The organism is Paenibacillus sp. FSL L8-0494 (assembly GCF_038003695.1).
GTDB lineage: Bacteria > Bacillota > Bacilli > Paenibacillales > Paenibacillaceae > Paenibacillus_AQ > Paenibacillus_AQ odorifer.
In genome coordinates this window covers 2427334-2450658 of record NZ_JBBOPQ010000001.1, presented here as the reverse complement: position 1 = coordinate 2450658, position 23325 = coordinate 2427334, and the positions used below count along the sequence as shown (strand labels likewise).

At 44.8% G+C, this 23325-nt stretch carries 18 protein-coding genes and 1 riboswitch; of the genes, 3 read left to right on the top strand and 15 right to left on the bottom strand.

Annotated features, from left to right (window positions below; translation table 11 throughout):
- Positions 1 to 16: 16 nt before the first annotated feature.
- The 13 genes from NYE35_RS10900 to NYE35_RS10840 all read right to left on the bottom strand — a co-directional run bounded on the left by NYE35_RS10900 (position 17) and on the right by NYE35_RS10840 (position 17260).
- Complete coding sequence (locus NYE35_RS10900) at positions 17 to 1813, bottom strand: sensor histidine kinase (protein WP_341120953.1); 1797 nt, start codon at positions 1811 to 1813, stop codon at positions 17 to 19.
- Positions 1813 to 2844: a response regulator transcription factor gene (locus NYE35_RS10895; protein WP_038569866.1), complete on the bottom strand. Its 1032-nt coding sequence runs from the start codon at positions 2842 to 2844 to the stop codon at positions 1813 to 1815. The genes NYE35_RS10900 and NYE35_RS10895 overlap by 1 nt, the downstream gene beginning before the upstream one ends.
- A gap of 64 nt (positions 2845 to 2908) precedes the next feature.
- Positions 2909 to 3793, bottom strand: a complete 885-nt coding sequence (locus tag NYE35_RS10890; protein WP_094902792.1) for a carbohydrate ABC transporter permease — start codon at positions 3791 to 3793, stop codon at positions 2909 to 2911.
- 21 nt (positions 3794 to 3814) lie between these two features.
- On the bottom strand, positions 3815 to 4771 hold the full coding sequence (locus tag NYE35_RS10885; protein ID WP_036689353.1) for an ABC transporter permease: 957 nt from the start codon (positions 4769 to 4771) through the stop codon (positions 3815 to 3817).
- Positions 4761 to 4967 carry a tautomerase family protein gene (locus NYE35_RS10880; protein ID WP_051491612.1) on the bottom strand — a complete coding sequence of 69 codons (207 nt, stop codon included), beginning with the start codon at positions 4965 to 4967 and terminating at the stop codon, positions 4761 to 4763. The genes NYE35_RS10885 and NYE35_RS10880 overlap by 11 nt, the downstream gene beginning before the upstream one ends.
- A 103-nt stretch (positions 4968 to 5070) precedes the next feature.
- Positions 5071 to 9324 (bottom strand): alpha/beta hydrolase fold domain-containing protein, encoded by a 4254-nt coding sequence (locus tag NYE35_RS10875; protein WP_341120951.1) that lies wholly within the window; start codon positions 9322 to 9324, stop codon positions 5071 to 5073.
- A gap of 74 nt (positions 9325 to 9398) precedes the next feature.
- Positions 9399 to 10952 carry an extracellular solute-binding protein gene (locus NYE35_RS10870; protein ID WP_076100870.1) on the bottom strand — a complete coding sequence of 518 codons (1554 nt, stop codon included), beginning with the start codon at positions 10950 to 10952 and terminating at the stop codon, positions 9399 to 9401.
- A 16-nt stretch (positions 10953 to 10968) separates the two neighbouring features.
- Positions 10969 to 12033 (bottom strand): SGNH/GDSL hydrolase family protein, encoded by a 1065-nt coding sequence (locus tag NYE35_RS10865; protein ID WP_076104617.1) that lies wholly within the window; start codon positions 12031 to 12033, stop codon positions 10969 to 10971.
- A gap of 213 nt (positions 12034 to 12246) precedes the next feature.
- Positions 12247 to 13608, bottom strand: a complete 1362-nt coding sequence (locus NYE35_RS10860) for an extracellular solute-binding protein (RefSeq protein WP_170914164.1) — start codon at positions 13606 to 13608, stop codon at positions 12247 to 12249.
- A 216-nt stretch (positions 13609 to 13824) separates the two neighbouring features.
- On the bottom strand, positions 13825 to 14535 hold the full coding sequence (locus tag NYE35_RS10855) for a Crp/Fnr family transcriptional regulator (RefSeq protein WP_052096938.1): 711 nt from the start codon (positions 14533 to 14535) through the stop codon (positions 13825 to 13827).
- Positions 14536 to 14580: 45 nt separating this feature from the next.
- The gene (gene rd / locus NYE35_RS10850) at positions 14581 to 14763 is read right to left on the bottom strand and encodes a rubredoxin (protein WP_076296398.1); all 183 of its coding nucleotides are present in this window, start codon (positions 14761 to 14763) and stop codon (positions 14581 to 14583) included.
- A gap of 28 nt (positions 14764 to 14791) precedes the next feature.
- Positions 14792 to 16006 (bottom strand): NAD(P)/FAD-dependent oxidoreductase, encoded by a 1215-nt coding sequence (locus NYE35_RS10845; protein WP_341120948.1) that lies wholly within the window; start codon positions 16004 to 16006, stop codon positions 14792 to 14794.
- Between the two features lie 15 nt (positions 16007 to 16021).
- Positions 16022 to 17260: an FprA family A-type flavoprotein gene (locus tag NYE35_RS10840; protein WP_341120947.1), complete on the bottom strand. Its 1239-nt coding sequence runs from the start codon at positions 17258 to 17260 to the stop codon at positions 16022 to 16024.
- A 270-nt stretch (positions 17261 to 17530) separates the two neighbouring features.
- Here NYE35_RS10840 and NYE35_RS10835 point away from each other — a divergent pair, with 270 nt between their 5' ends.
- Positions 17531 to 18547, top strand: a complete 1017-nt coding sequence (locus NYE35_RS10835; protein WP_341120944.1) for a CapA family protein — start codon at positions 17531 to 17533, stop codon at positions 18545 to 18547.
- A gap of 77 nt (positions 18548 to 18624) precedes the next feature.
- Here the strand turns inward: NYE35_RS10835 and NYE35_RS10830 are convergent, their stop codons facing one another.
- Entirely contained in the window at positions 18625 to 19788 is a 1164-nt protein-coding gene (locus NYE35_RS10830; protein ID WP_254924647.1) for an NADH-dependent flavin oxidoreductase, read from the bottom strand.
- Between the two features lie 112 nt (positions 19789 to 19900).
- Positions 19901 to 20755, bottom strand: coding sequence for a DUF6612 family protein (locus NYE35_RS10825; RefSeq protein WP_076143289.1), 855 nt, complete (start codon positions 20753 to 20755; stop codon positions 19901 to 19903).
- 117 nt (positions 20756 to 20872) lie between these two features.
- A riboswitch (cyclic di-GMP riboswitch) is annotated at positions 20873 to 20964 on the bottom strand.
- A gap of 203 nt (positions 20965 to 21167) precedes the next feature.
- Between NYE35_RS10825 and NYE35_RS10820 the strand changes: the two genes are divergently transcribed.
- Both NYE35_RS10820 and NYE35_RS10815 read left to right on the top strand, forming a co-directional pair.
- Positions 21168 to 21686, top strand: a complete 519-nt coding sequence (locus NYE35_RS10820; protein WP_341120941.1) for an RNA polymerase sigma factor — start codon at positions 21168 to 21170, stop codon at positions 21684 to 21686.
- Positions 21670 to 23283 (top strand): DUF4179 domain-containing protein, encoded by a 1614-nt coding sequence (locus tag NYE35_RS10815; protein ID WP_341120939.1) that lies wholly within the window; start codon positions 21670 to 21672, stop codon positions 23281 to 23283. The genes NYE35_RS10820 and NYE35_RS10815 overlap by 17 nt, the downstream gene beginning before the upstream one ends.
- Positions 23284 to 23325: the final 42 nt, after the last annotated feature.

The window sequence follows — 23325 nt, the reverse complement described above, 5'->3', positions numbered from 1 at the left end:
GAAATCATCTATCTTCTCACTCCGCAGGCATAGATAAGATCAGCCGGGTTCCCTCATTCTCCACGCTTTCGACACTTAACCCGTATTGTTCACCGAACACCATTTGAATTCTCCGGTGCACGTTCATGAGCCCGATTCCACCTCTATGATAGAGGGAATCTCCTTCCGTATCCGCCAGCTGATTCAGATTCAGCTTCTCACGAAGCTTATCAAACCGTTCGCGGGACATCCCTGCGCCGTTATCCTCTACAAGAACTAGAAAACGGTCTCCCTCTATTCTGGCGTCGATTCGAATATAGTGCTTGTCTTCAATTCCCTCGGGAAACGCATGCTGAAAAATATTTTCGATCAAGGGCTGAAGTGTCAGCCTGACCATCTTAGCCAGTAACAGCGTCGGCGGAATTACTACGTCAATTTCGAACTCTCTGCCGATCCGGTGCTTGAGAATCGTCATGTAGCTCAGTACATGATTAAGCTCATTGGCAATCGTAATTTCCTCCAGATTAGTTTGGATGGAGTAGCGAAGCATGAATGCCATGGCCTCCACTATTTCTGTGATTTCATCCGAATCCTGAACGACCGCGTAACATTTGATAGTCTCTAATGTGTTATATAGATAGTGCGGATTAATCTGCAGCTGGAGTGCCTGAAATTCAGCTTGATGACGCTCCAGAGCCTCCTTCTGGGTGGTAAGCTCCGCTTCGTATACCCGCTCAATCATTTCGGAAAGCCGGGTCACCATGAGATTGTAGCTGCGCATCAATCCCCCCAGCTCATCCTGACGGCCGTTCATCTCAAGCCTGCGCCACTTGCCTTTTTCCGTCTCCCTCATGCCCTCCTTAAGAATCAGGATGGGCTTTGTGATGGATCGTCCGAACCAGGTTGCAAGGAGCAGTGTGCCTACAAGCGTGAGAACTCCCACCACCAGCGTGGTCGTACGAATGGTAGAAATAGGCTTGCGCAGCTCACCAACGGGTATGGATACTACAAGCTGCCATTTGGAATATTCGGATTTTCTCGACACGAACAAATACTCTTTCCCGTCTACTTTTTCCACCACAGAGTCATTTGGGTGTTGAAATACGTTCTGAATGTGCTCAGCAGATAACCCAGGGTGGTTATTATTCCCTTCCGCCCGATAGAGGAGTTTGCCGAATTCGTCCATGATAAAGTAGGACCCGCCCTGTCCCAGATCAAGAGGTTCCCATATGCGGGCCAGATCCTCTGCCTTAAATTCAATAGCCACTATACCTTTAGGACGATAGGAAGAGACCCCTCTGATTCGTCGGACCATCGTAATAATGTTCTTATCCCCTTCATTCATCACATTTGTGTTGAGAATGGTGATGCGGCCGCTCTCCGGCGTATGTTCGCTTAAGAAACGGTAGCGTTCCTGAGGATGAAACTGCAGGCTATGCGCCTGATAGGAGTTATCATCGCTAATGGCCTTGCCGTGTTCACCGATGATGTACATCAGATTAATCTGAGGATACAGAATAAACAAAGAACGAAACAAATACTTCTGAATGTCATTCGTATATTGATAGTAAGAGAAGCTATCCTCCGGGTCCATATCCAGGAACTCCTTGACTTGATTGTAGGACAGGATGGAATCGCTAGCCTTTTCATAATTTTGCAAATACAGATCCGTTTGATAAGACGCACTTCTGATAACTTGGGCAATGGACTTCTCTGAAGACTTATCCAGCTCAGCCGAAGCCTGAAAATAGGAGATAAATCCAACCATGGACAAGGATAGAAGAATGACGGTGAGAAAGGAGGCGTACAGCTTGTTCGACAGACTCTTTCTCATCAATCGATCCCCAGCTGGTTGCGATACTCGGAAGGAGCCAGCCCGGTGAACTTTTTGAACGTTTTCGTAAAATGAGGATGGTCTGCATACCCGACCTCATAGGAAATATCGGTGATCCGATAGCTTGCATCGGCAAGCAATCTTTTGGCCTTCTCCATCCTGCGTTTTATGCGGTAATGTACAAAGGTCTCTCCCGTTGAGTGCTTAAACATCTGGCTGAAATAAGAGGCATTTAGTCCAAGCACTTCCGCCACTTCTTCCAGCGATACTTCCTGAGCGAGATGCTTTTCTATAAATGCTTTAGCTTCCTCTATCGGATCCTTCGCTTTACCCTTGCGCTTTCTACGAAGCTCTTCCAATATAGCTGCTGACGCTTCTGCGAAACAGTGGAATAACTGCTCAGATCCAGCTGCTGCGGACAAGTCTAATACGCTTTTACCGGGTGTAACTGAATTGACAAGCAGCTTCTTCACGAGCAAAGCGTAGCCCTCTTCCAGAAGCTCTTTTTGCTGACTTCGGCTCATCTTGCGCTGGAGGAAGTCAGTTTCCCATTCCTTCAGTACAAGGTACAGCCTCTCTTTATCCAAGGTCCAGATGGCATCATCCATACGCACGATCCATTCATCGAGCTTAGCGACAGAGACAAAACTCTCTAACTTCTCTCTATGCGCTTCCAGTTTGGCGATCACATTTTGAAGGTTCCCTTTGCTCACGGGTTTCAGGAGATATTCTTTCACTCCATAGGACACGCATTGGCGGGCGTATTCAAAATCCCCATAACCCGAGATGACAACAGTCTGAATATCCGTCTCCATCTCCGACAGCCGCCGGCACAGCTCCAGTCCGTCTACCTTGGGCATACGGATATCTGTAAAAAGAAAATCCGGCTGCTCCTCCATAATGAGCTGGATGGCCTCTTCGCCATTCTGGGCCAGCTTAATGTTATACGGATGCTCGCCGCATTGCTGGATCATGATAGAAAGTCCCTTTCGAATCATGGGCTCGTCGTCTACGATTAATACACATCTCATCCATGGATACCACCTTCCGATTCGTCTCGCTTAACGCGTTCCTATTCTACCACACTATGATAGATCAGGATTTGACGGATCCGACCATCATTCCTTTAACGAAATGGCGTTGAAGAAACGGGTAAATCATGATAATCGGAATAGTAGCGACAATGATAACAGCCATTTTAATGCCCTCAGGTGAGGTGTGGGCCAAAGAGCTATACACTGAGGAAGCCGGATCAATGCTGATATCGTCCGTCTCGAAGAGCTTCTTCAACATCACCTGCAGAGGCCATAAAGACGGCTTGTTGATATAATACAGAGCGCTCATGTACGTATTCCAGTGCCCGACGGCATAGAAAATCCCCAATGAGGCCATTACCGGTTTGGACAACGGCAGTACCATGTTGACAATGATCCGCAGCTCGCCACACCCATCGATTCTAGAGGAATCTATCAGCTCCTGAGGCAGCTGCATGAAGAAGCTTCTCATCACGAAAAAGTTAAAAGCGCTGATGGCTCCCGGAATCATAAGTGCCCATAAGGAGTTCATAAGCCCCAAATTTTTTATCAGGATAAAATTTGGAATAAGAGGGGCGCTGAATACCATAGTGAACAATACCATCATGACGATGTATTTACGTCCTAGGAATTCCGGCCGCGACACCGGATAAGCGAGAGACGCTGTCGCAATCAGATTAATTGCGGTGCCCAGTACCGTAATATAGACGGAGACACCGAACGCCCGCCAAATGGAATGATCGCTGAAAACGTACTGATAATTGATCGCGGTAAATTCCTTTGGCAGCAAACCTACCCTGCCATTAATAATTGCTTCAGAGCTGCTAAAGGACTGGGCAATCACATTCAGAAACGGCAGAAACATAGCCAAAGCGAGAGCGGTCAGAAACAAAAGATTGAACACATTAAATAGATTCTGGCCGCGAGTATAGCGTACTCTCATCATCCCTACCTCCATAAAGAGCGATTAATACAGCGATTCACCGGTTGTTTTTTTGCTCAAAATGTTGCCGATGAGCACCAGAATGAGTCCAACTACCGACTTGAATAGCCCCACTGCTGTTGTATAGCTGTATTGCTGAGACAGCAGCCCCGCCTTATAGATATAAGTGTCCAGAATCTCCCCGTTCCCGGTATTAAGCGCGTTCAGGAATACCCATACCCGCTCGAAGCCAAGATCAAGAAATCTCCCGATATGGAGAAGGAACAAAATCATAATCGTCGGTATCAGAGACGGCAGTGTAATGGCTAAGGTTTGTTTCCAGCGCCCGGCTCCGTCTACTTCAGCAGCCTCATAAAGATCTGGGTTTATTCCTGCCAACGCGGCCAGATAAATGATCGTACCGTACCCGGAATCCCTCCAGATACCGGAACTGATCAAAATCGTGCGAATGTATGAATTTTCACCAAGAAAATAAATTGGTTCAAAGCCGAAGGCTTGTAAAACCTGATTCACAATCCCTGTTCCTGGGGAGAGGATACCCAAGGCGATACCGCTGACAATTACCCAAGACAGGAAATGGGGCATATAAACCACCGTTTGCAAAAACCGTTTGTAAAACACAAGCCGAATTTCATTCAGCAGAAGTGCAAGCAATATTGGAGCCGGAAAGGCGAATATAAGATCATACAAGCCTAGAAGAATTGTATTGCTCAAGATTCTTCCGAAATCCTGGTATTGAAACATCGTCCTAAAGTGCTCAAGTCCCACCCATTCACTGCCTGTAAAGCCTTTAAAAATGTTGTAGTTTTGAAATGCAATAACTGAACCAGCCAACGGCAAGTACTTGAAAATGATGAAATACAAGATCCCGGGAATCGCTATCACATAGAGTGCTCTGAATTTCCACATGTTTAAAAGCAAGGATCTTTTCGTGTCGGCTTTGTAGTTAATAAGGTCAACCCCAGTTAACTTAGCTTTCATAACCGTTTCCTATAGATCCTGTTTTCAGCAGGTTCGCCGGAGCATTCTCATCCAGGGGAATTTCTTGAAATTCGACGGTAATAAATCGTTCATCCCGTTCAATAATTCGGGATAACTCCCGCGTGAATACGGTGACTATCTCCTCCTTTTGCTCACTCGTTCGGCCTTCGTACATCCTAATCTCAATATGTGGCATCGGCCTTCCTCCATTTCCTTGAATAGTGAATGAATCTAACCTCATTCTACCTACAATAAAGCGCTTGCAATATGGAGTTTCTATGAGTGAGCTTGTGTTTTCTTTAGGGTATATTCGGTAACGGCCAACCCTCTACTCCCACATGATCATTTTTGAAATAATTGCGACTTATACTGTCAATAAGATTCCCTTGCAGGATGATCCCTTTTCCAGCAAGAAGTCGAATGCCGTTCGTATTGCCAATCAGCGAATTTCCGATCAATTGAACGTCCTGCGGGTCGCCCGCTCCGATATCATTTGCTTTGCTGTCGCCGGGATCATGCTCAAGGGATACAGCCCAATAATTCGACGCAGTATTGTTGCGAATGATATTCTCCTTAATGATTGTACCTGGCCCGTTCAAAATCTGAATGCCTTTGGCGTCCTCTATATGAGTTGTATTTTCAATCACATTTCGCTCGATGACTGTATCCGGAGTGCCCATAGTTACATTGATTCCTTCTCTTGTATTACGAATCGTATTGTCATGGATATAGTTGCGCGGTCCTGACTTACTGTGATTGCTGGGTGCTGTACCCCCGGTGTTTCCCAGCCCGATCGCCGCGCCGTAGGGAATGTCACTAATCACATTGCCGTATATCTCGTTCAAATATTCGAGTTCTCCATGCAGATCGATGGCATCCAGCTTTGTATTCATAAACTGATTGTTTCGCAGAACATTGTTATGGGCAACAAATTGGATCAGCGCCCCATGCCGCAAATAAGGGCCTTCGAAATGGGAGTCCTCCACAACATTCCAAACCGTGTCGTTCTCATACCCGTTGCGGTCCTGTTTGGCCATGCCCTGAATCGACACACCATAGCCAGCACCGCCCGGACCTACATCTGTCGCATTTCGGAACGTGCTGCGGCGTACGACAATATCACGGCTGTTGTCGATACGCACACCCATACGTGAATACTTCTCTACAGTAACCCCATCAACCGTGATGTTGTATGACGGAACCTCACCAAAATTTGCGATGGTAATCATGCTGTCGGGACCACCTGCGTCCGGGTTGTTCACTTTATGATCCGTCGTGTAGACACCATTCCAGGTAGAAGTCAATGTGAGGTTGGATATGGACAGATCATGCTGTCCGGATACTTTCATCAAGGTGCTGTTTTTCACCTTATTGAGAGATGTCTTGAGGATGGTTGTTGATTGATCCTCACCGCGAAGGTTTACACCTGACTTGAGCTTCAAATTGACAAGGGTATCCAATGTTGAGTTCAAATTATAAACCCCAGTCGGCAAATAGACCTCATCGCCGGGCTCAGCACTGTTTATGGCAGCTTGAATAGCAATACCGTCATCTGTGTCGTTATCGGCGAGATCAGCATTATAGTCCAGCACGTTCAAGATGCGCCCAGTGGTAGTAGGTGAGGAATGAACCGGATGCACCGTACCATCAGGTTCGGTTAATCCGGGAGCTGTGAATGGGATCGGTTCCCGGGGTGGATTAGGCGTGTAATTCGGAATGCTGGCTACAGGTGTATCTCCATTTGCGAACGGCGCATAGATGTTTACCTCCGATAAACTTGTAAACGCGCTGCCATCAGAATTCCCAAGACCTACGATGCGCACATATCTTGCTTCTGTGTCAGGAAGATCGAAAGGTTGCATCTCTATGGTCCTGAACATACTTGCACCAGTCCATATCGTAGTCCAAGCTAAACCGTCATTTGAAGTTTCGATACTCAATTGAGCCGTGCGCGTATCACCTTTATAAACGGCAATACCTATATAACTGATCTGCTTCCGTTCGCCTAAATCGTATTGGATCCACGGGCTGTTACCTGCAGCGGACCAACGGGTGAACAAGTTATTATCGATGGTATTCGTTGCGATATTGCCATCGCTGTCGCTGGCTGTCACGTTTGCAATCGCATAAGGAATGATGGGTTCTGTAAGCGTTGACCGGGTAAAAGCAAGCGGTACGGATGTATTGCCCGACTGATCCACCGCTTCAACCTTAAAGCTGTACGCCGTGCTAGGGCTAAGCCCAACGACTGTATACGTTGCATCGGTAACATTGGATAACAGGGTGTTATCCCGGTATACGCGATAGGAGGCGATACCTTGATTATCGCTGGCGGCCGGCCATGAAAGTTGAATGAACTCTGTACCTATATTGACAGCCTTCAGAGAACTTCCATCCGGCCAGGAAGGTTTCTCAAGGTCACTTGAAGGTTCAACCGCTTCTTGAACAACAAGCTGTGGACGGGGGTTGCTGTTGCCATTAGCTTCTTTCGAATAGACATTGAGGGAAATTCCAGTGCTTGCCGTATCACCAAGCAGAAAAGCGATATTACCGCCCGATGCGGACAATCTGTCTCTGACAAACTCGGACACATCGATGCTGTAAACCTGTGGAGCTCCTGATTTGTCTGCCGTTACGGTAAATTTCCCACTTAACGAAGCAATGGTCAGATCCGTGACAGGCGCATTGCTCCAAGTCAGCTCCGATTCAGTCCAATTTGTATCCTTTAGGCCGAATAACGAAAGTTCGAGGTCCGCATTGGATGAACCCTTTTTGGCAGCAACATTAAAAATATACCTGTTTGCAGGATTGCTATATGAAGAGACATCAAATTTAAAATACACATATTTCTTGTTCTCGGCGCCAGAAGAAATACTGAACAATCCATTGCTGCTGCCCGTCGCGCTATTGAAGTTTACAGTGGGCTTGCTGCTGTCGATGACTGCATCGTCGCTCGGTGTCAGACTGGCTAGATCGCGGTATACAACCTCATCATCAGATGTTGTTGCCGTTCGATTCTTTACATATTGATCCATAAAAGCCCAAGCCTCGGCGCTTGCTTGCTCAGCCGCTTCGCCTATAAAACCGTGACCTTGTTTAGGTACAATTTTGACATCGACCACTTTCACGCCTGCATCCTTCAATTGACTGGAGAACGTAATACTGTCCGTGTATGGGATCGTTGCATCCACATCCCCATGGCGGATGAAAAAAGGCGGATCGTCCGGTGACGCATAAGTGCCAGGCATGGCCAACCTTGCCTGGTCTGGCACAGAGAACGCGTCGTTCCCGCCTAAAAGCGCTTTCACGGATTTATAGCTATTAGCGAAATTTGTTGTAAAATCCGCTGGACCGTACAGATCGACAACGGCTTGCACTTGATCAGAATATTGCTGCCAACCGCCATTCCCCTCCAAATCCGGAACGTTTACGGTATGTCCAGTATCCAATGTGATTGTCTCGCCTGACTTGATGTCCCCAGTGGTACCGAGCAGTGAGGCCAGATGCCCCCCTGACGACGAACCCCATACACCGATCCGACTCGGGTCCAAATGGTATTCTGCCGAATGCGCGCGCAAGTAACGGATAGCAAGCTTCACATCCTGAATTTGCGCCGGGAATGGCGCTTCCGGGGTTAGGCGGTAATCCAGCGATACTCCGATATATCCTCGCTTGGTTACATAGTTGCAGATACTGGCAAGGGCTTGCTTCCGGTCCCCATGGTTCCAACCTCCGCCATGAATGTATACCATCACTGGCATCGGTGCATGAGGCGGGATCTTAGGTACGGCAATCGAAGTATAAATCGGCCGCGTTCCAGCGTTCCCAATCAGCACATCTTCATACAGCTTAACGCCTTCAGGAACCACAAACGGCTTAGGTTCAACCGGTGTAGGGATTGGCACCGGTGTCTCTGCGGGTGGTATTCCAGGAATCGCTTGAGCTTTGAGGGCCACACTATCGATGTACATATTCGCGCTCATCAATTCCCCCACACGGACCCGGATCTTGACGTTCGGGTTGTTGTCAGCTCCGCTGCCCAAGTTTTGGACTTTGAGTTGGTTCGGCTCACTGTTCTTTTGTTCCAGCGTCCCTGGGGGCAGCTTAAATTCCTCCAACGTTGTCCAATTTATCCCTCCGTCACCTGACCATTCTACGATGACGCTTCCTCCGATGTAGGAGGATGCCCGTGTATAATAACTCAATTGAAGATTGCGGTACCCCGTCGAATTCACTGGCAGCGCCAATGCATCCTTGCCATCGATTTTCACCAGATTCGGTACGGACGGGGCCGTGGACGAAACCGAAGTTTTCGCCATGCTGTTTCCTTCACCTTCCTGCAGCCAAGGCCCCGGAATGGTAACGCCACCGGTCGATCCAAAATTGTCAGGGTCATCGAAGTTTTCCTCGTAGAGCGTAACATAGTCATCGTTTATTCCGTCTGCATAAACTTTGGTAAGCGCTTGCATTTCCAAAGGCGAATATAACAAAGCCAACGCCAACAGTACTCTAATGCCCACTCGAAAAGCTTTCCTATATAGTCCGTTTCTCAAATGAATTCCTCCCTGACATGGTATAGGTAATCACAAGCATTATGGAGTTCAAACCTCTTTTGAGATGCAGCTTATTAATGTCGGGACAAAATTACACCGTCGTTATTGTTATAACGTTCTGTTGCTTCCTTGACGACGTCACTTCCCCCTTTCTGCAGCCATTCCTCCACCACCTTCGGATAGTCTGAGATCGGCTTTTTGCCGTATACCATATTGATCACATGCGTCAATATAACAGGCGGCAATTTATCTCCACCTGGAGTGATGTCCGGGTTTTTCTGATAGCCTTTTACTTGCGGTTCAAATTGAATCCCGTCGCGTCCCTCATTCGCAAGTACTGTGTCGTAGAGCTTCATCAAATCTTTTCCTTCGGGTGTGAGACTAAGCGCGCCTTTATTGTAGGTAGTATCCTGTACGAACCACAGCAGGATTTGACGGAACGTTTCCTCATCAGCTTCATCGGCTGTTTTCGGTCTGTTATAGTTAATATTTCCGTTCTCTACAGTGTAGTTTTCCCCTTCAATTCCGAAGGTAAAAAACTTTTCCGCTTCGTCACTAACCATCCAGTTGAAAAACTTGATGATCCCGGCAGGATCTTTCGCATCCTTGTTAATTAAATACGCTCGCGGCACCGTACCGACAAGACGAAGTCCCCCCTTACCGTCAGGTCCTGTGGGCGAGGCGATCAGCTTCATTTTACCAGTAGGCACCTGTTCTCTTAGCTGCTGATCCCATTGGATCAACAGGTTGGCATTCATGTTCCAGATACCCGCCTTGCCTGCAAGAATATCGTTCTTGAATTTCGTGGGATTAATTGTGACGAACTCTTTGTTTATCAGTCCTTCGTCGAACATTGTCTTGTACGTTTGGATCGTCTTTTGCATATTTTCGATATTCATAAATTTCGGGACAATTTGATCCCCTTGTTTCATAAAGAAATTGGCAAAGGTATCGTAAGATCCGAAGAACATATCCGAATATACAAAGTCCTCCCGGCCCATATAAGGATTCTCCACACCCATCTTCTTAAAAGCACGCATGACATTCAGGAAGTCATCGACTGTTTTAGGCTCTGGCAGCCCTGTTTGTTCCAAAAGATCCGCACGAATCCAAGTTGCCCGGCGTGACGGATTGGACAGCCATTCCGGAATCGCGTAGATATTACCTTTCGCATCGGTCTCCTTGTCCCATGCCTCCTTCGGAACTTTCTTGAGAAGATCTTGCCCATACTGCTCAAGCAATTCATTAAGTGGCATGAATACTCCAGCCTCCACGGAACCTGCCAACTGAGGGTTCGTCAGCCCAGAGCTTGCTTGCACGACATCCGGAATGTCGTTGATCGCGAACATTTGGATCATTTGGGAATCAAAATTTTTCTGCTGCATCAAACGGATGTTAAGATCTGTATTTGTAAGTTCCTCCAGCTTTTTGACCCATTTGTCATCATTGATATTCGGATGATTGTCTGCATACGAAATGTTTCCGCTCCGGAACGATATGGAGATAGCAGTGGTTTTTTCTGGACTCTCCCCCGCTTGCTCTTCTCCCCCCTTATTAGAAGAGGAACATCCATTCATAGAGGCGGCTAATAATGAAACTCCCACCATGGTAAGCATCCAACGCTTCATTTCCATCAACTCCCTATTACAAAATTTGGGACACGGCACTAGAATGACTAGAAGTTCGGAGGGGCTCGATCATGGGCCGCAACAGTTTTGCTAAATGCTCGCTCATTAGCGTGTGTCCATAATCGGAAGGATGAATCAGATCGGAGGTCAGCGAGGTAAGATCGCGCATGACTGATGCGCCATCCAGCAGATGTAGTTGTGGATGTTTATTGCTCTCACAGTAACGAAGCAGCACTTCGTTAAAAATCCCCTCTTGGACATGAAGAAGATGGCCTGCATCAAGAAAATACGTTGCACGATTCGGATAAATCGTAGTAACAAACACAGGTTTGTCAGGATGATTTTCGATAACCCGGTCCAGCATGTAAGACACTCTACGCTTGAATTCCTCGGGAGACACTACAGCACGCATATTGACACCAAGTTCCAGAAACAGAAAATCCCAATCCTCACGTTCAGCCAGATGATCGGCAACTACGTCCTCGCAATAACAAGATCCGCTAAGCGCAAGATTTAGCACATCCACACCAAGTCTGCGCGCTGTCTGCTGTAAGTAACCATTGAAATGATGCGTGGATCCCGCGCTCTGGCTGATGGAAGATCCATAGGCGAGCATCGTAAGCTTCGGTACCTCATCCGGTCTAGGCGCACGTACTTCACAACCAAAAGCATCCACATCGTAGAAAACAGCTCCGAAACGATCAAAATGCAAACGCCATACGTTAGAGGAAAATCCAGACTGATTCAGCCGCTTACTTGATACCTCTGTAAAACGTTCCGGCTCCTCCAAGTGCAGAGTGGTTACCGTACCCGCCTGCAAAAAATGCTGAGAATGAAAAAAATCCCCTCTGCATACCACAACTCGGCCGTTACTATCATTCGATCCGACAGTGACCCTAACATGCTTGGATTCGGTGACAAACCGCAATTCGCAACCGTTCGATTGTATAGCTTTGGTTCTTCCTTTCTCTGACAAGCCATTGCGCACATGCTGTGGAAAACGCTGGAGATGCAATCCAGATTGATAGGGTTTATGAACCAGCTCCGAAACATTGTGAAAATAAACGCCTTCCTTTTCCATCGTTGCAGCTACACCACCTTAATAATAATGAGTTCGCGTTAACTCATATCTGACTTCTATTGCATCATATAATAATAATAAAAGTATAGTCAACATGTTTTTATGAGTCATATATGAGTCAATTATTGTGCGACAAACAAATACTTCAGCATAACAAAAAGCACAGGTTCAGAATTGAACCTGTGCCGGAATTTTCGAAAAAACTTTCAGCCCTCAAGAGTGCTGAGTCTCCTGATTTACCGTATTCAATATCTCCTCAAGCCTGCGGCATAACTCGTCGTTGTCCAGTAGGCCTGATACAAACATCATGATATCGCGTTGAATCTCTTTCAACTGGAGGTTGCTTAAACCCAGCTCTGTAACCAGACGATAGGTAGGGAAGATCTCACGGTAAAGCTGAAAACGGGCCGGACGATAACCCACTTCCTCACCTTCCCAATCCATCACCAAACGGTTGGCTGCAATATTCAGTGTCTTGCGCCTAATGATCAGTTGCGCCTCGTGTGAGGTGAGAAAATCAACGAGTAGCATGGATGCATCCTTGTTCTGTGATTTGCTGTTAACCGCCAGTCCATTTATAATCAGCAGCGTATCAGCATTTTGCAGCCGAGGCAATGGAGCAATATCGAATGCCAAATCGGATTGACGCAATTGATTCAAGAAATAATAGGTCGTCATTATCATGGACACTTTGCCTTGCAAGAACAAGGCTTCCGCATCCGCATCGCTCTCGGACAATACGGCTGGAAATACATCCTTCATGCCTATCAGCTTTCGGATGGTTCCTAAACTGTCGAGTAGCTTTGAGCCACTGAACCGGTATTTGCCTTCGTCATCCTGTTCTGCCGCAAACGTTGTGCCGCTTTGAAGCAGGAACAACGGCCACCGGTTACGAGAAGGCAAATAAAAATAAAAACCGTACCAGTCATGACCTTCTGCTACCTTTCGACCATTAGCGAACAAATCGTCCCAGGTCCAGCTACTGTCGGGTGGTGATACGCCGGCTTCCTTAAAGTGCTGTTTATTATAACAAAGCACGACTGGAGAATAAATAAAGGGGCGAACACGATTATGGTCACCGTACCGGAACGGGTCGGAAAGAAAACGATACGTGTCCGGCTGTTCCTCCATCGGCTCCAGCAGCTCTGTACAGCCTTGCTCCAAAAAATCCTGGTAATTGTTATTATTCATCAGTACGACATCCATGATTTCCGATTGCAAATATTCTTTCAAAGATGTTGAGTAGTTTCCTGAAGACAACTCGAGCGGCTGAACGTCGATATGCGGATAGCGTTTGCCGAACTCATTCAGTAGCTCTTGCATCTCTACAAGCTTGGGGATGGTGTTCACATATCCGAACTTGATCGTCGTTCTGCCTTCCTCTACCGGAGGGATGACCCGATTGCCAACACGCGGAATTTTCTCAATTAAGCCTTCATCCACCAGCACCTTGAGCCCGTTGCGCACAGAAGCGTTACTAAGTCCGAAACGCACCTCTAAGTCGCTTTCTGAAGGAAGATAACTGCCGATCGCTATACTTCCCGAACGAATTTCATGTCGCAAGGTTTGAATCATTTCCTCTAGCCTAATCCTGAAAAATTTTCTGCTATTCCTTTTCTGCATTGGGTTTCCTCGCCATCTTCCGATTAATCGAGCCCATAGGGACAAGTTTATATAGTATTCATCATACTGAAATCCTTTGGGAACGACAAGTATTCGGAGTCTGGCCCCATATAGCGTATGTTCTGCACCAACGGTGTCATACAGGACAGTCAATACACCGTAATCCTCTTAATACCCCATATAACTCTCCAAACCGGCTGGATCTATAATGATCATTTGCTTGTTTCCGATTAGCTCAATAAGACCTGAATCTTCGAACCTTGAGAATTTTCTGCTAATAGTTTCGCGGGTGACCCCAACATAACTGGCCAGCTCTTCACGAGACAACGGAAGGTCAATATGAATATGAGCGCCACGCTGCTTACCATATTTGTCGCTGAGTTCCATGATCATATAAGCAATTCGTATTTCGGGATCTTTGGTCGCCAGGCTTTGCGCCAGATTTTCCGTATGGGCTAGTCTTTTGGTCACACTCTTCAGTAGCCTGAGCGAAATATCCGGATTATCCCTCATCAGCTGCTCCATATCCGTTCGGGTCAGCATGCAAATGTTAGTGTCTTTCAGAGCATAAGCACTGAAGTTACTCAGCTCATCGCTGTTAAAAATGCTCAGTTCCCCGAAAAAGTCTCCATTCGTCAAGATGTGCAAAATTTGTTCCTTGCCCTCAGGAGTTGTTTTAGATAATTTAACATGCCCTCGCTGAATAATGTACAGCGTATCTGACGGCGCCCCTTCCAGAATTAAAGGTTGACCTTTAGTAAACTTACGATGCTTGATCATAGCACTGATCCGGGAGAGATCGTCATCGCTTAACGCAGCAAAAATAGGCACCTTGCGGGTACAAGGTTCAGCAGCGTATTGGCAAGAATACTCCTTCATAACTGTCCCCCCTGTTGTTCATTTTTTGTACAACTCCTACTTCCTTTAAGATGCAGAAGTTTTTTTGTCCTCAACCGGTGCAAAATGACTGGTATCTTCACCGCATACCGGACAGACCCAATCTTCAGGCAAGTCTTCAAATGCAGTGCCTGCAACAACATCCTCATCGGGATCGCCTAATGCCGGATCATAGATATAACCACAGGGTAGACAAATGTATTTTTTCATCTTTATCATCTCCTAAAAAGTTAATAGTTTAGTTCAACCTGGTTTGTACTTCAGCCATAATCTCCTCGATGCTACTCCCGTTAACATCGATCCCCTCAAGGGGGATGCCTTGCTCTACAGCGGTTTTATACCCCAGAGAAGCAGCTGCTCCTTGCCAGGATATCGCACCAATCATTGTGTTATCTTTCACATAGATTCGCGTATACGCCCCATTTTCTTCTCCGCTTACCACCGTATCGCAATACCGTTCATCCACGTTGCCTATCGAAAATAAAGAGATGCCAAAAGCATTAAATAAGGTAACCGGAACAGCTCTACGATACGCAGTCAGATTGGCAACCATATTACTGCCGGCAATCCGGCCCTGCTCAATCGCTCCGCCCCACAGTCCTTCCACATGCCCGTTAACTTCAGCCACATCTCCGGCTGCGTACACATGTGGATCATTTGTTTGCATTTGTTCATTTACGATAATGCCCTGCCGGACTTGAATACTCGAGCCACTTACCAGTTCCGTATTCGGTACAATACCAATGGAGTAGACCACATGGTCACAGGAAAAATGAGATTGGTCGTCCAGCGTAATTCCGGTAACAAACTCTGTTCCTGTAATAGACGCCACATCTGCTTGAAGAATAACCTTCACACCTGCTTGTTCAAGGTTCTCCTTAAGTAGTTGTGAGGATTTCTCATCAAGCTGTCTGCCCATCAACCGGTGAAAAGCTTCGATCACCGTTACCTGATATCCAGCTTCATGCAGCGCCCAAGCGGTTTCGATTCCCTGCACTCCCCCACCGATTACGGCTACATGGCTGCCATCCTGCAGGTTTTCTTTCAATCTGTCCGCGTCGTTCATGTCCCGGAGGGTATGGACATTGTTCAGGCCGGAGCCCTCAAGGGAAAGTTCACGATTCTTCGCTCCCATACACAGTAAAAGCTTATGATAAGAAACACTCTGCCCATCTTCTGTCACAACAATTTGCCGGTCCGGGTGGACAGAACGGATTCGGGTCGAGGTTTTTACGGATATACGGTTATCGCGGTACCACTTTTCCTTTTTAATCAGCACCTTCTCACTGTGCAGGTCGGTAAACAGCCCTTTAGTCAGCTTAATCCGGTTATAGGGCAGTTGGCTTTCCTCCCCGAGGATCGAAATTTCCGAATCTGCGTCTTGATCACGGATGGCTTTGGCGGCATGGACGGCGGCTACTCCGCCGCCAACAATAACGTAATGTTTTGTCATCCTATGCTCCCCTCCCTAAAATGAACTCAGCAGCAAATCCGATACAAATTCAGCCGCATTTTTAATTTTTTGAACTTTCTCAGGCTCTTTCGGGGAAAACCTGATTCGTACAGGGAACTCTACATGTGTCATCCCCGTGGATTTAATAACCTCAGATGTGCTTTGCACCGTCATGTTTGTTCCATTCAGATAATCCTGAATGACTTCAATGGCTTCACCACTCCAACCGTAGGAGCCAAAGGCTGCAGCAAGTTTGCCTTCCAGATTCATATTGTGCAATTCTTTCAGAATGTTCTCCATATTCCCAATCATGTCCGCGTATTTAGTGGAGCTGCCAATAAAGACCGCGTCAGCTGACGTTATGCTGTTCAGAATATCGGTGGCACTGCTTTTATCTGCATCCCAGACCTCTGTCTCAATATTATTTTCCTGCAAGCAATCCTGTATAATTTTGGCCATCTTCTTGGTACTGTTTTTGATGGTGGTATAAACGATGGTTGCCTTTTTTCCTTGCGTCGTTTCGCGGCTCAATGTGGCGTACATCTCGATATATTTACGTATGTCCTCCCGGATCACAAACCCATGGGAAGGAGCGATCATCCGGATCTCAAGATCCTTAACAGCCTCTAACAGGGTTCTTACATATCTTCTGTGAGGATGAATAATTGCTGCGTAATAGCCCTGGAAATCTTCCGTAATATCAAACCCGGCTTCATCGCTGAATAGATTCTCCACCGCAACATGCGTGCTGAAAATATCACAAGGAAATAAGATTTGATCTTCGATACAATAGGTGATCATCGTTTCTGCGGTATGGAGATACGGTGTTTCTTTAAACAGCAGCGTTTTCCCGCCAATATCCAGCTTATCTCCGTCTTTAACCACCAGGAAGTTCCGGCTATGAAGCTTGTACATTTCCTGCAATTCGGGAACAGCAATCTCGGTGCATACGATCGTGGCATTTGCAGCCTTGGCAGCGAGAGCTGCCAGTCCACCAGAGTGATCAGGCTCTGTATGATTAATTACAATGTAATGGATATCTAGAAGATCAATCATTTCACCCAGACACTCGGCATATTCACGTCCGAATTCCATATCTACGGTATCAATGACAGTTGGTTTACCTGTTTTTAATAAATAAGAATTATAGGTAGTTCCTTTTGCCAGAATCAGGCGGTGAAATGGAACCTGGCGGTTATCGATTTTGCCTATCCAGTAAGTATCCTCGGCGATTTTTTTGAATTGTGTACTCATTTCTTTAACCTCCAATGTTTGATTGATAATGTTTATCAACAACCTTATTTTATTATGGTTGCCAAACAAAAAAGAGGATTTGAATCAAATTATAAAAGTTTGAAAAAAAATGAATACCTTAAATTTAGACGATCTAAATAAAGTGATTATGCGTTGGGTCACATTTTAAATAAAAAGCCACACAAATGTTTGCACTTCGCCTTAAAGAAAGAATAACCCATAACAACTTTATGCCATATCCTAATGAAAATAATAAAAAGGTGGATATCCATGACTGAAATACAAATAGCTGCTGTGGGAGATCTAATGGTCAAACGTTATATTATTTCGGATGCTAAACAGCCTGACGGAACCTATTCGTTCAGCCCCCTGTTTGCAAAAGTAGCTCCTTATCTAAACCAGGCTGATTTGACGATTGGCAATCTCGAAACCACCTTTGCTGGAAGTGGCCCCGAGTGCCGGAAAAGCCCACGTTCAGGCGGTCCGATATTCAAATGTCCAGACGAACTGGCCCCTGCACTTAAGCAAGCCGGATTCGACGTATTAGTAACGGCCAACAATCATTGCATGGATTATGGTGCCCCGGGTCTGGTTCGGACGTTACGAGTTCTAGACCGTAATGGAATCGACCACACGGGAACAGCTAAATCATTAGAAGAATCCAAGAGAACGCTTATTAAAAACGTCAAAGGAATTACGATCGGCATCCTCTCCTACACAGCAGGAACCAACCGAATTCCTGTACCAGTGAGTAAGCCATGGCTGGTTAACCGGATATCTACGCCCAAAATCATTCGGGAGATTCGAGATTTAAAAAAGAAAGTCGATCTAGTCTTGCTTTATCTGCATTTCGGAAGCGAATACCGTTACACTCCAAACAAGAGGCAAAAAGAGCTGGTCAATCTCTTCTTTAAAAATGGCGCCGACATCATACTGGGGTCTCACCCACATGTTCTACAACCGTTAGCGCTTCGTGGAAAAAAACAATTCGTTATTTACTCATTGGGGAATTTTGTTTCGACTAAACTAATGAATATTCCTTATACACAAAGCGGTATCATTCTTACGCTTAAAATAAAGAAGGATGAAAAAGGACACACGAGTATAACTAACGTAGGTTACATCCCGACTTGTGTAGATCGAAGAATAAAAAGCGGCAGGAAAATTACAGAGATCATCCCCATCCGCGACGCATTAAAGAAAAGCGACACCGACATAAAAACAGAACGGCGAAATCTCATGAATCGAATGTTGAAACATACGACAACAATCTTAAAGAGGGAATAGAGTCGTTACAGAAAAATAACGTTCCGCGGAATTACCGCGGAACGTTATAGATTTAGCGCTCAAAACTGTGTTTGGGTTTAGCGTAAACGATCAGGCATCATTAATTTAAGGAATTCTAGAATACCATTCTCTACTACGAGTTCTTCTCTATCTTGATCAGCAAGTACTCTTCTGATGATATCTTCATTACCCTCCAGCACTTTACTTGTCCAATGAGGATCAATGATAAGAGAACGTCCTACTGCTACTAATTCAGCATTTGTCAACGTGTCCTCTGCGTCCTGTTTGGTACGGATATCTCCGACCCCAATTAAAGGTACACGGCCATTGATTTTCTCATGTACATATTGCAGGATTGATTTTTCTTTAAAATCTTCTGATGCAGATACTTTCTTAAAATCCCCTAATGAAATATGCAGATAATCTAGCTTTTTATCAGCTAATTTATCAATGAGATAAAAGGTATCGGTGATTTTAATTCCAGGCTCTTCATATTCTTCTGGAGAAAAACGATAACCGACAATAAAATCCTTAACCTTTGAATTGTCAACGACAGCAATAACCGCATCCACTAATTGGTTAATGAAATTAAATCTTTTCTCTAAGCTTCCGCCCCATTGATCATCACGACGGTTGGAGTGTGGAGAGAAGAACTGTTGGACTAAATATGTGTTTGCTCCATGAATTTCTACCCCGTCAAATCCAGCTTGAATAGCTCGTTGAGTCGCTTTTTTAAAATCCTCAATTACACCGAAAATTTCATCTTCTGTTAATGCTCTTGGAATTTCTGCATTCGGACGTTCGGCAGCAATGGCGCTGGAGGAAACGGGTTGTACGCCACGTAGTATTTTTGAATCTGTCATTCTTCCTGCATGGAATAGTTGTAAAATAGCTTTTGTTCCATTTCGTTTAATAGTAGATGCTAATCGGCTAAGGCTAGGAATAAATTGATCGGAGGAAACACTAAGTTCACCTTCCCATCCTTTTCCACCCTCTTGTACATTTGCTGCCGCAGTGATGACCGCACCTACTTCGCCCGTTCTTAGTGAATAGTATTTCAATTCATCTTGTGTTACTACACCGTCATAAAAGCTCATTCGCGTGGTCATTGGAGCCATAACCACTCGATTTTTTAATGTCAGTCCTCTGCGAAAAGTTAATGTTGTGTCTAGTGCTATCATCTTTTTCCCAACTTTCATTAAATTATATTTAAACAAAATATTATATACATGCGCATACATATAAATTACAGCAATGATTTATTCTTGTCAACTAATAAACAACTGCTGTTGAATACAGCAAAAAGCACTGTTCAGCGGAACAGCGCTTTTTGCTCGATATGAATCGTCCTTATTATTCTAGTTCGGCCGGTTTTACAATGGCTGTACCTTTATTATTCTTGGAGTATTTAGCTTCAATTTTCGTGGTGTATGTATCTTTTGCTCCATCACTTACCAGCACATAACTCAGATCGACTGTCAGCTTTTCCGTTTGCCAGGTCTTAGTATTGACGAATAATTTCCACGTTACGCTTTTGGGTTGAACTGTCTCACCATCCCAGAGGTTCTCCTGGTCATAGAGTTTGATTATCCCCTTAGCTGCTGTCGGATCGGTTACAGTGAATTGTAAGACCGTTTGTGCGCCAGCAGTGCTGACTTTCATGGATTTTTTATAACTTTTTACCGAATCAAGCATGGAAACAGGATCGTATTGGCCTTTAGAGTAAAAGGCATCCCATTCCGTTTTCTCCAGTCCAAGCCAATACTGTGCATCAGGATCGATCGGCTCCCCGTCATCGTCGTAACCTGAAGAATCGTCTTCAGATTCATCGATAAGCTCACTTCCGTCTACAAGATAGTAAAACTCCTTATCGTTGGCATACAAGCTGTAAGATGTTTCTAAAAGACTGCTAGCGACAGTACCTGCTGCGGCAAAATTCGGCAGACGGCTGATATCCAGCTTCAGAGTGTTGGTGTTGCTGATACGCACCCCGCCGCTTTGAATATCCTGTTTTTTGGTCACATCCAGATGGAAATTCTTTATTGCTTTGGAGGCTGCCGTTACTTTGCTGATCATCTGATCCGCGGTTACTGCTGTTGAGGTAGCTGCAGACACTACTCCAGGATTAGACATCCATCCGATCGTTCCGGACAGCAATAAAGCACCTACTGCCAAACTAGTACCTATTGTTTTGAAAAAACTGTTCATGTACTTCCCCTTTCGGCCCCTTGCGATAATGTAACGCCGTATAGGTCGAAATAATAAAAGAGCTCAAAATAGACTACATATTCTTAGAGCTATCCTTTATGCTTCATAAGACATCCCTATGGCGGCCTGGCGATCATTTCCTTCTGTCGAAAGGCTTTAGACCCATGGCTTTGTGTCATCATCTTTCGATGATTTTACCTTTAACGCGGACATTCAATTAGTTTTAATAGATTAGGGACGCATGTCCCACCGCTAATTTTATCATGGTTATAATTACCTGTAAACGACTTATCTTCCATTCGAATTCGCTATGATACTCAGAAGAAATACTACAATCAAAATGAAAAATGAACGATTACATACGCTTATAAGTCTTATTAATGAGAACAGCAGAGACAGGGGGTGCAGCAAAATGAGTGACCGGGAAATTTTCGAGCTCTATAAAGAACAAGTATATTATTTTTGTTACTACTTAATGAAAAATCAGGCAGATGCGGAGGATATTTCCCAAGAGGTATTTGTAAAAGTTATCTTAGCGGATAAGTCGAAGATAAGAAACTTGAAAGCTTGGATTTTACGAATTGCTTCGAATGAGTGCAGCAGTGTGATCAAAAGGCGTAAGACGGGGTGGATGAAAGAAGTACGTAATTATTTACTATCCAGGTCTGAGGAATCAAACCCTGTAGAAAAACGTTTGGATCGACAGGAAACTAAAAAAGAATTACAAGGGTTATACAGTCAGCTTCCTGACAAAATCAGAATGGTAGTAGTCCTTCGTTTTATAAACGAATTGACTGTACCCGAGATTTCTAAAGTTATGAGCATACCCGAAGGAACTGTAAAATCCAGACTGAACAAGGGACTTAAAATACTAAATAGAATGGGTGGAACCCAACTAAAGGAGCTGAATAGTAATGAGTCTCTATATTGAAAAAGATAAACATATTCCCCGACCGGATTATGATTTGATGTGGACTGCCATAGAACAAGAAGCTTATACACGTCAAAGAAATCTGCATGCCTCCCAGAATACTCCTAGGTCTAATAAAAAGCTTATTCCTATCAGTATTGTCTTCTCTTGCCTCTTACTTGTAACCATTCCTGTATTCGCTAGTATGACGATTAATTGGGATAAAATTGGTGGTCGAAGTGTGAGCAATGCATTAAATAACGGCATCGGTCAACAGTATAATCTTCAAACTTCCATTTCAGGAGTAACAATGAATTTGAACGGTGTTGTAACTGATGGAGAAAAAATGAAAATGCTGTTATCACTTGATACTAAATCTGATCTATCCAAATATACTGGATTTGCTACAGAGGAAAACATCATGACTAGTGAATCCAGTGCCAAGGCAAAGGTATACGGTTATTTAGAATACGATCCTGAAAGCCAGAAACTCATTGGAGTATATGAGACACCTGATACATTAAAGGATGATAAAAAGGACTACAGGTTTGAAGCACGGAATCTCATTTTTTACAGTGATCGGAATATTCCCTTACAATCTAATCATCAAGCAGGGGATACTATCAATACTGGAGTTAAGCAATATCCAAGCATTCAAATCGAATCCGTTCGACATGTTTCCAATCAAACCATTATCCGTTACAAAGTCGCTGCATCACCATCTGACTTAGGACGGGGTAACCCACATTTGGTAGTTAGTACTGGTGGTCAAGAGAATGAAGCAATTCCAACCATCATGCCTAACGAAGGATCGGATTTATTTATTGAACAGGTCTTTAATATAACTGAATCAGATTGGAAGGAAGCTAGTCTTCATTTTAGTTACATTGAAGAAGCGAAACGATTTTCAGGTACGTGGAAGTTCGATTTTAACGCAGATGGAAAAAAAGCAAGTGAGGCGATTTACACTAAGAAACTGTATAACAGTCCTGAATTTCAAGAAAAGACCGGTATGACCTTAGATCAGCTAGTGGTTACCCCTTTGGATATCCAAATTCTAATAGATGAAAATGATTCGCTTAAAAAAGGAATTGTCCACTATAATACCGCTCAGTTGGTTATAGGTGATCAAACAATCACTGGGGGTTGGAATTTGAAGGGAGATCATTCCGAAAGCTACCAGCATTTATTTCAATTCGAATCTCCGGAATGGTATAACGACTGGTCCGATGTTCCAATGAAACTTATATTAAAGGATGCTGTCATTGAGAAACGTGATACTACTAAGAATTGGATCACTATAAACAAACCTAAAGAAGAAAAGCAGTTCACTTCACTTGATGTCGATGGGTTAAAAATTGAATTCACTTACTATACTGAGGGGGGAAATTTGATTGTGGAATCAACATCCAAATCTTCTGGCTTCAAAAGCGTTAACCAAACTACGTTACGGATTAATGGCAAAGAAGTTGTGCCTGAAATTACACCTAAGGGCATGATATCTACAGGAACTAATATTGATAGCTACAAAGATATCCCTTTCGACGAAAAAATCGAACTGAACCCTGGTATCTATAAATATAGCGATCCTAGCCGGAACGAGGAAATTAAACTTTAATACAGGAAGTTAATCTAGGGGCGGATTATTTTTAATAGAATC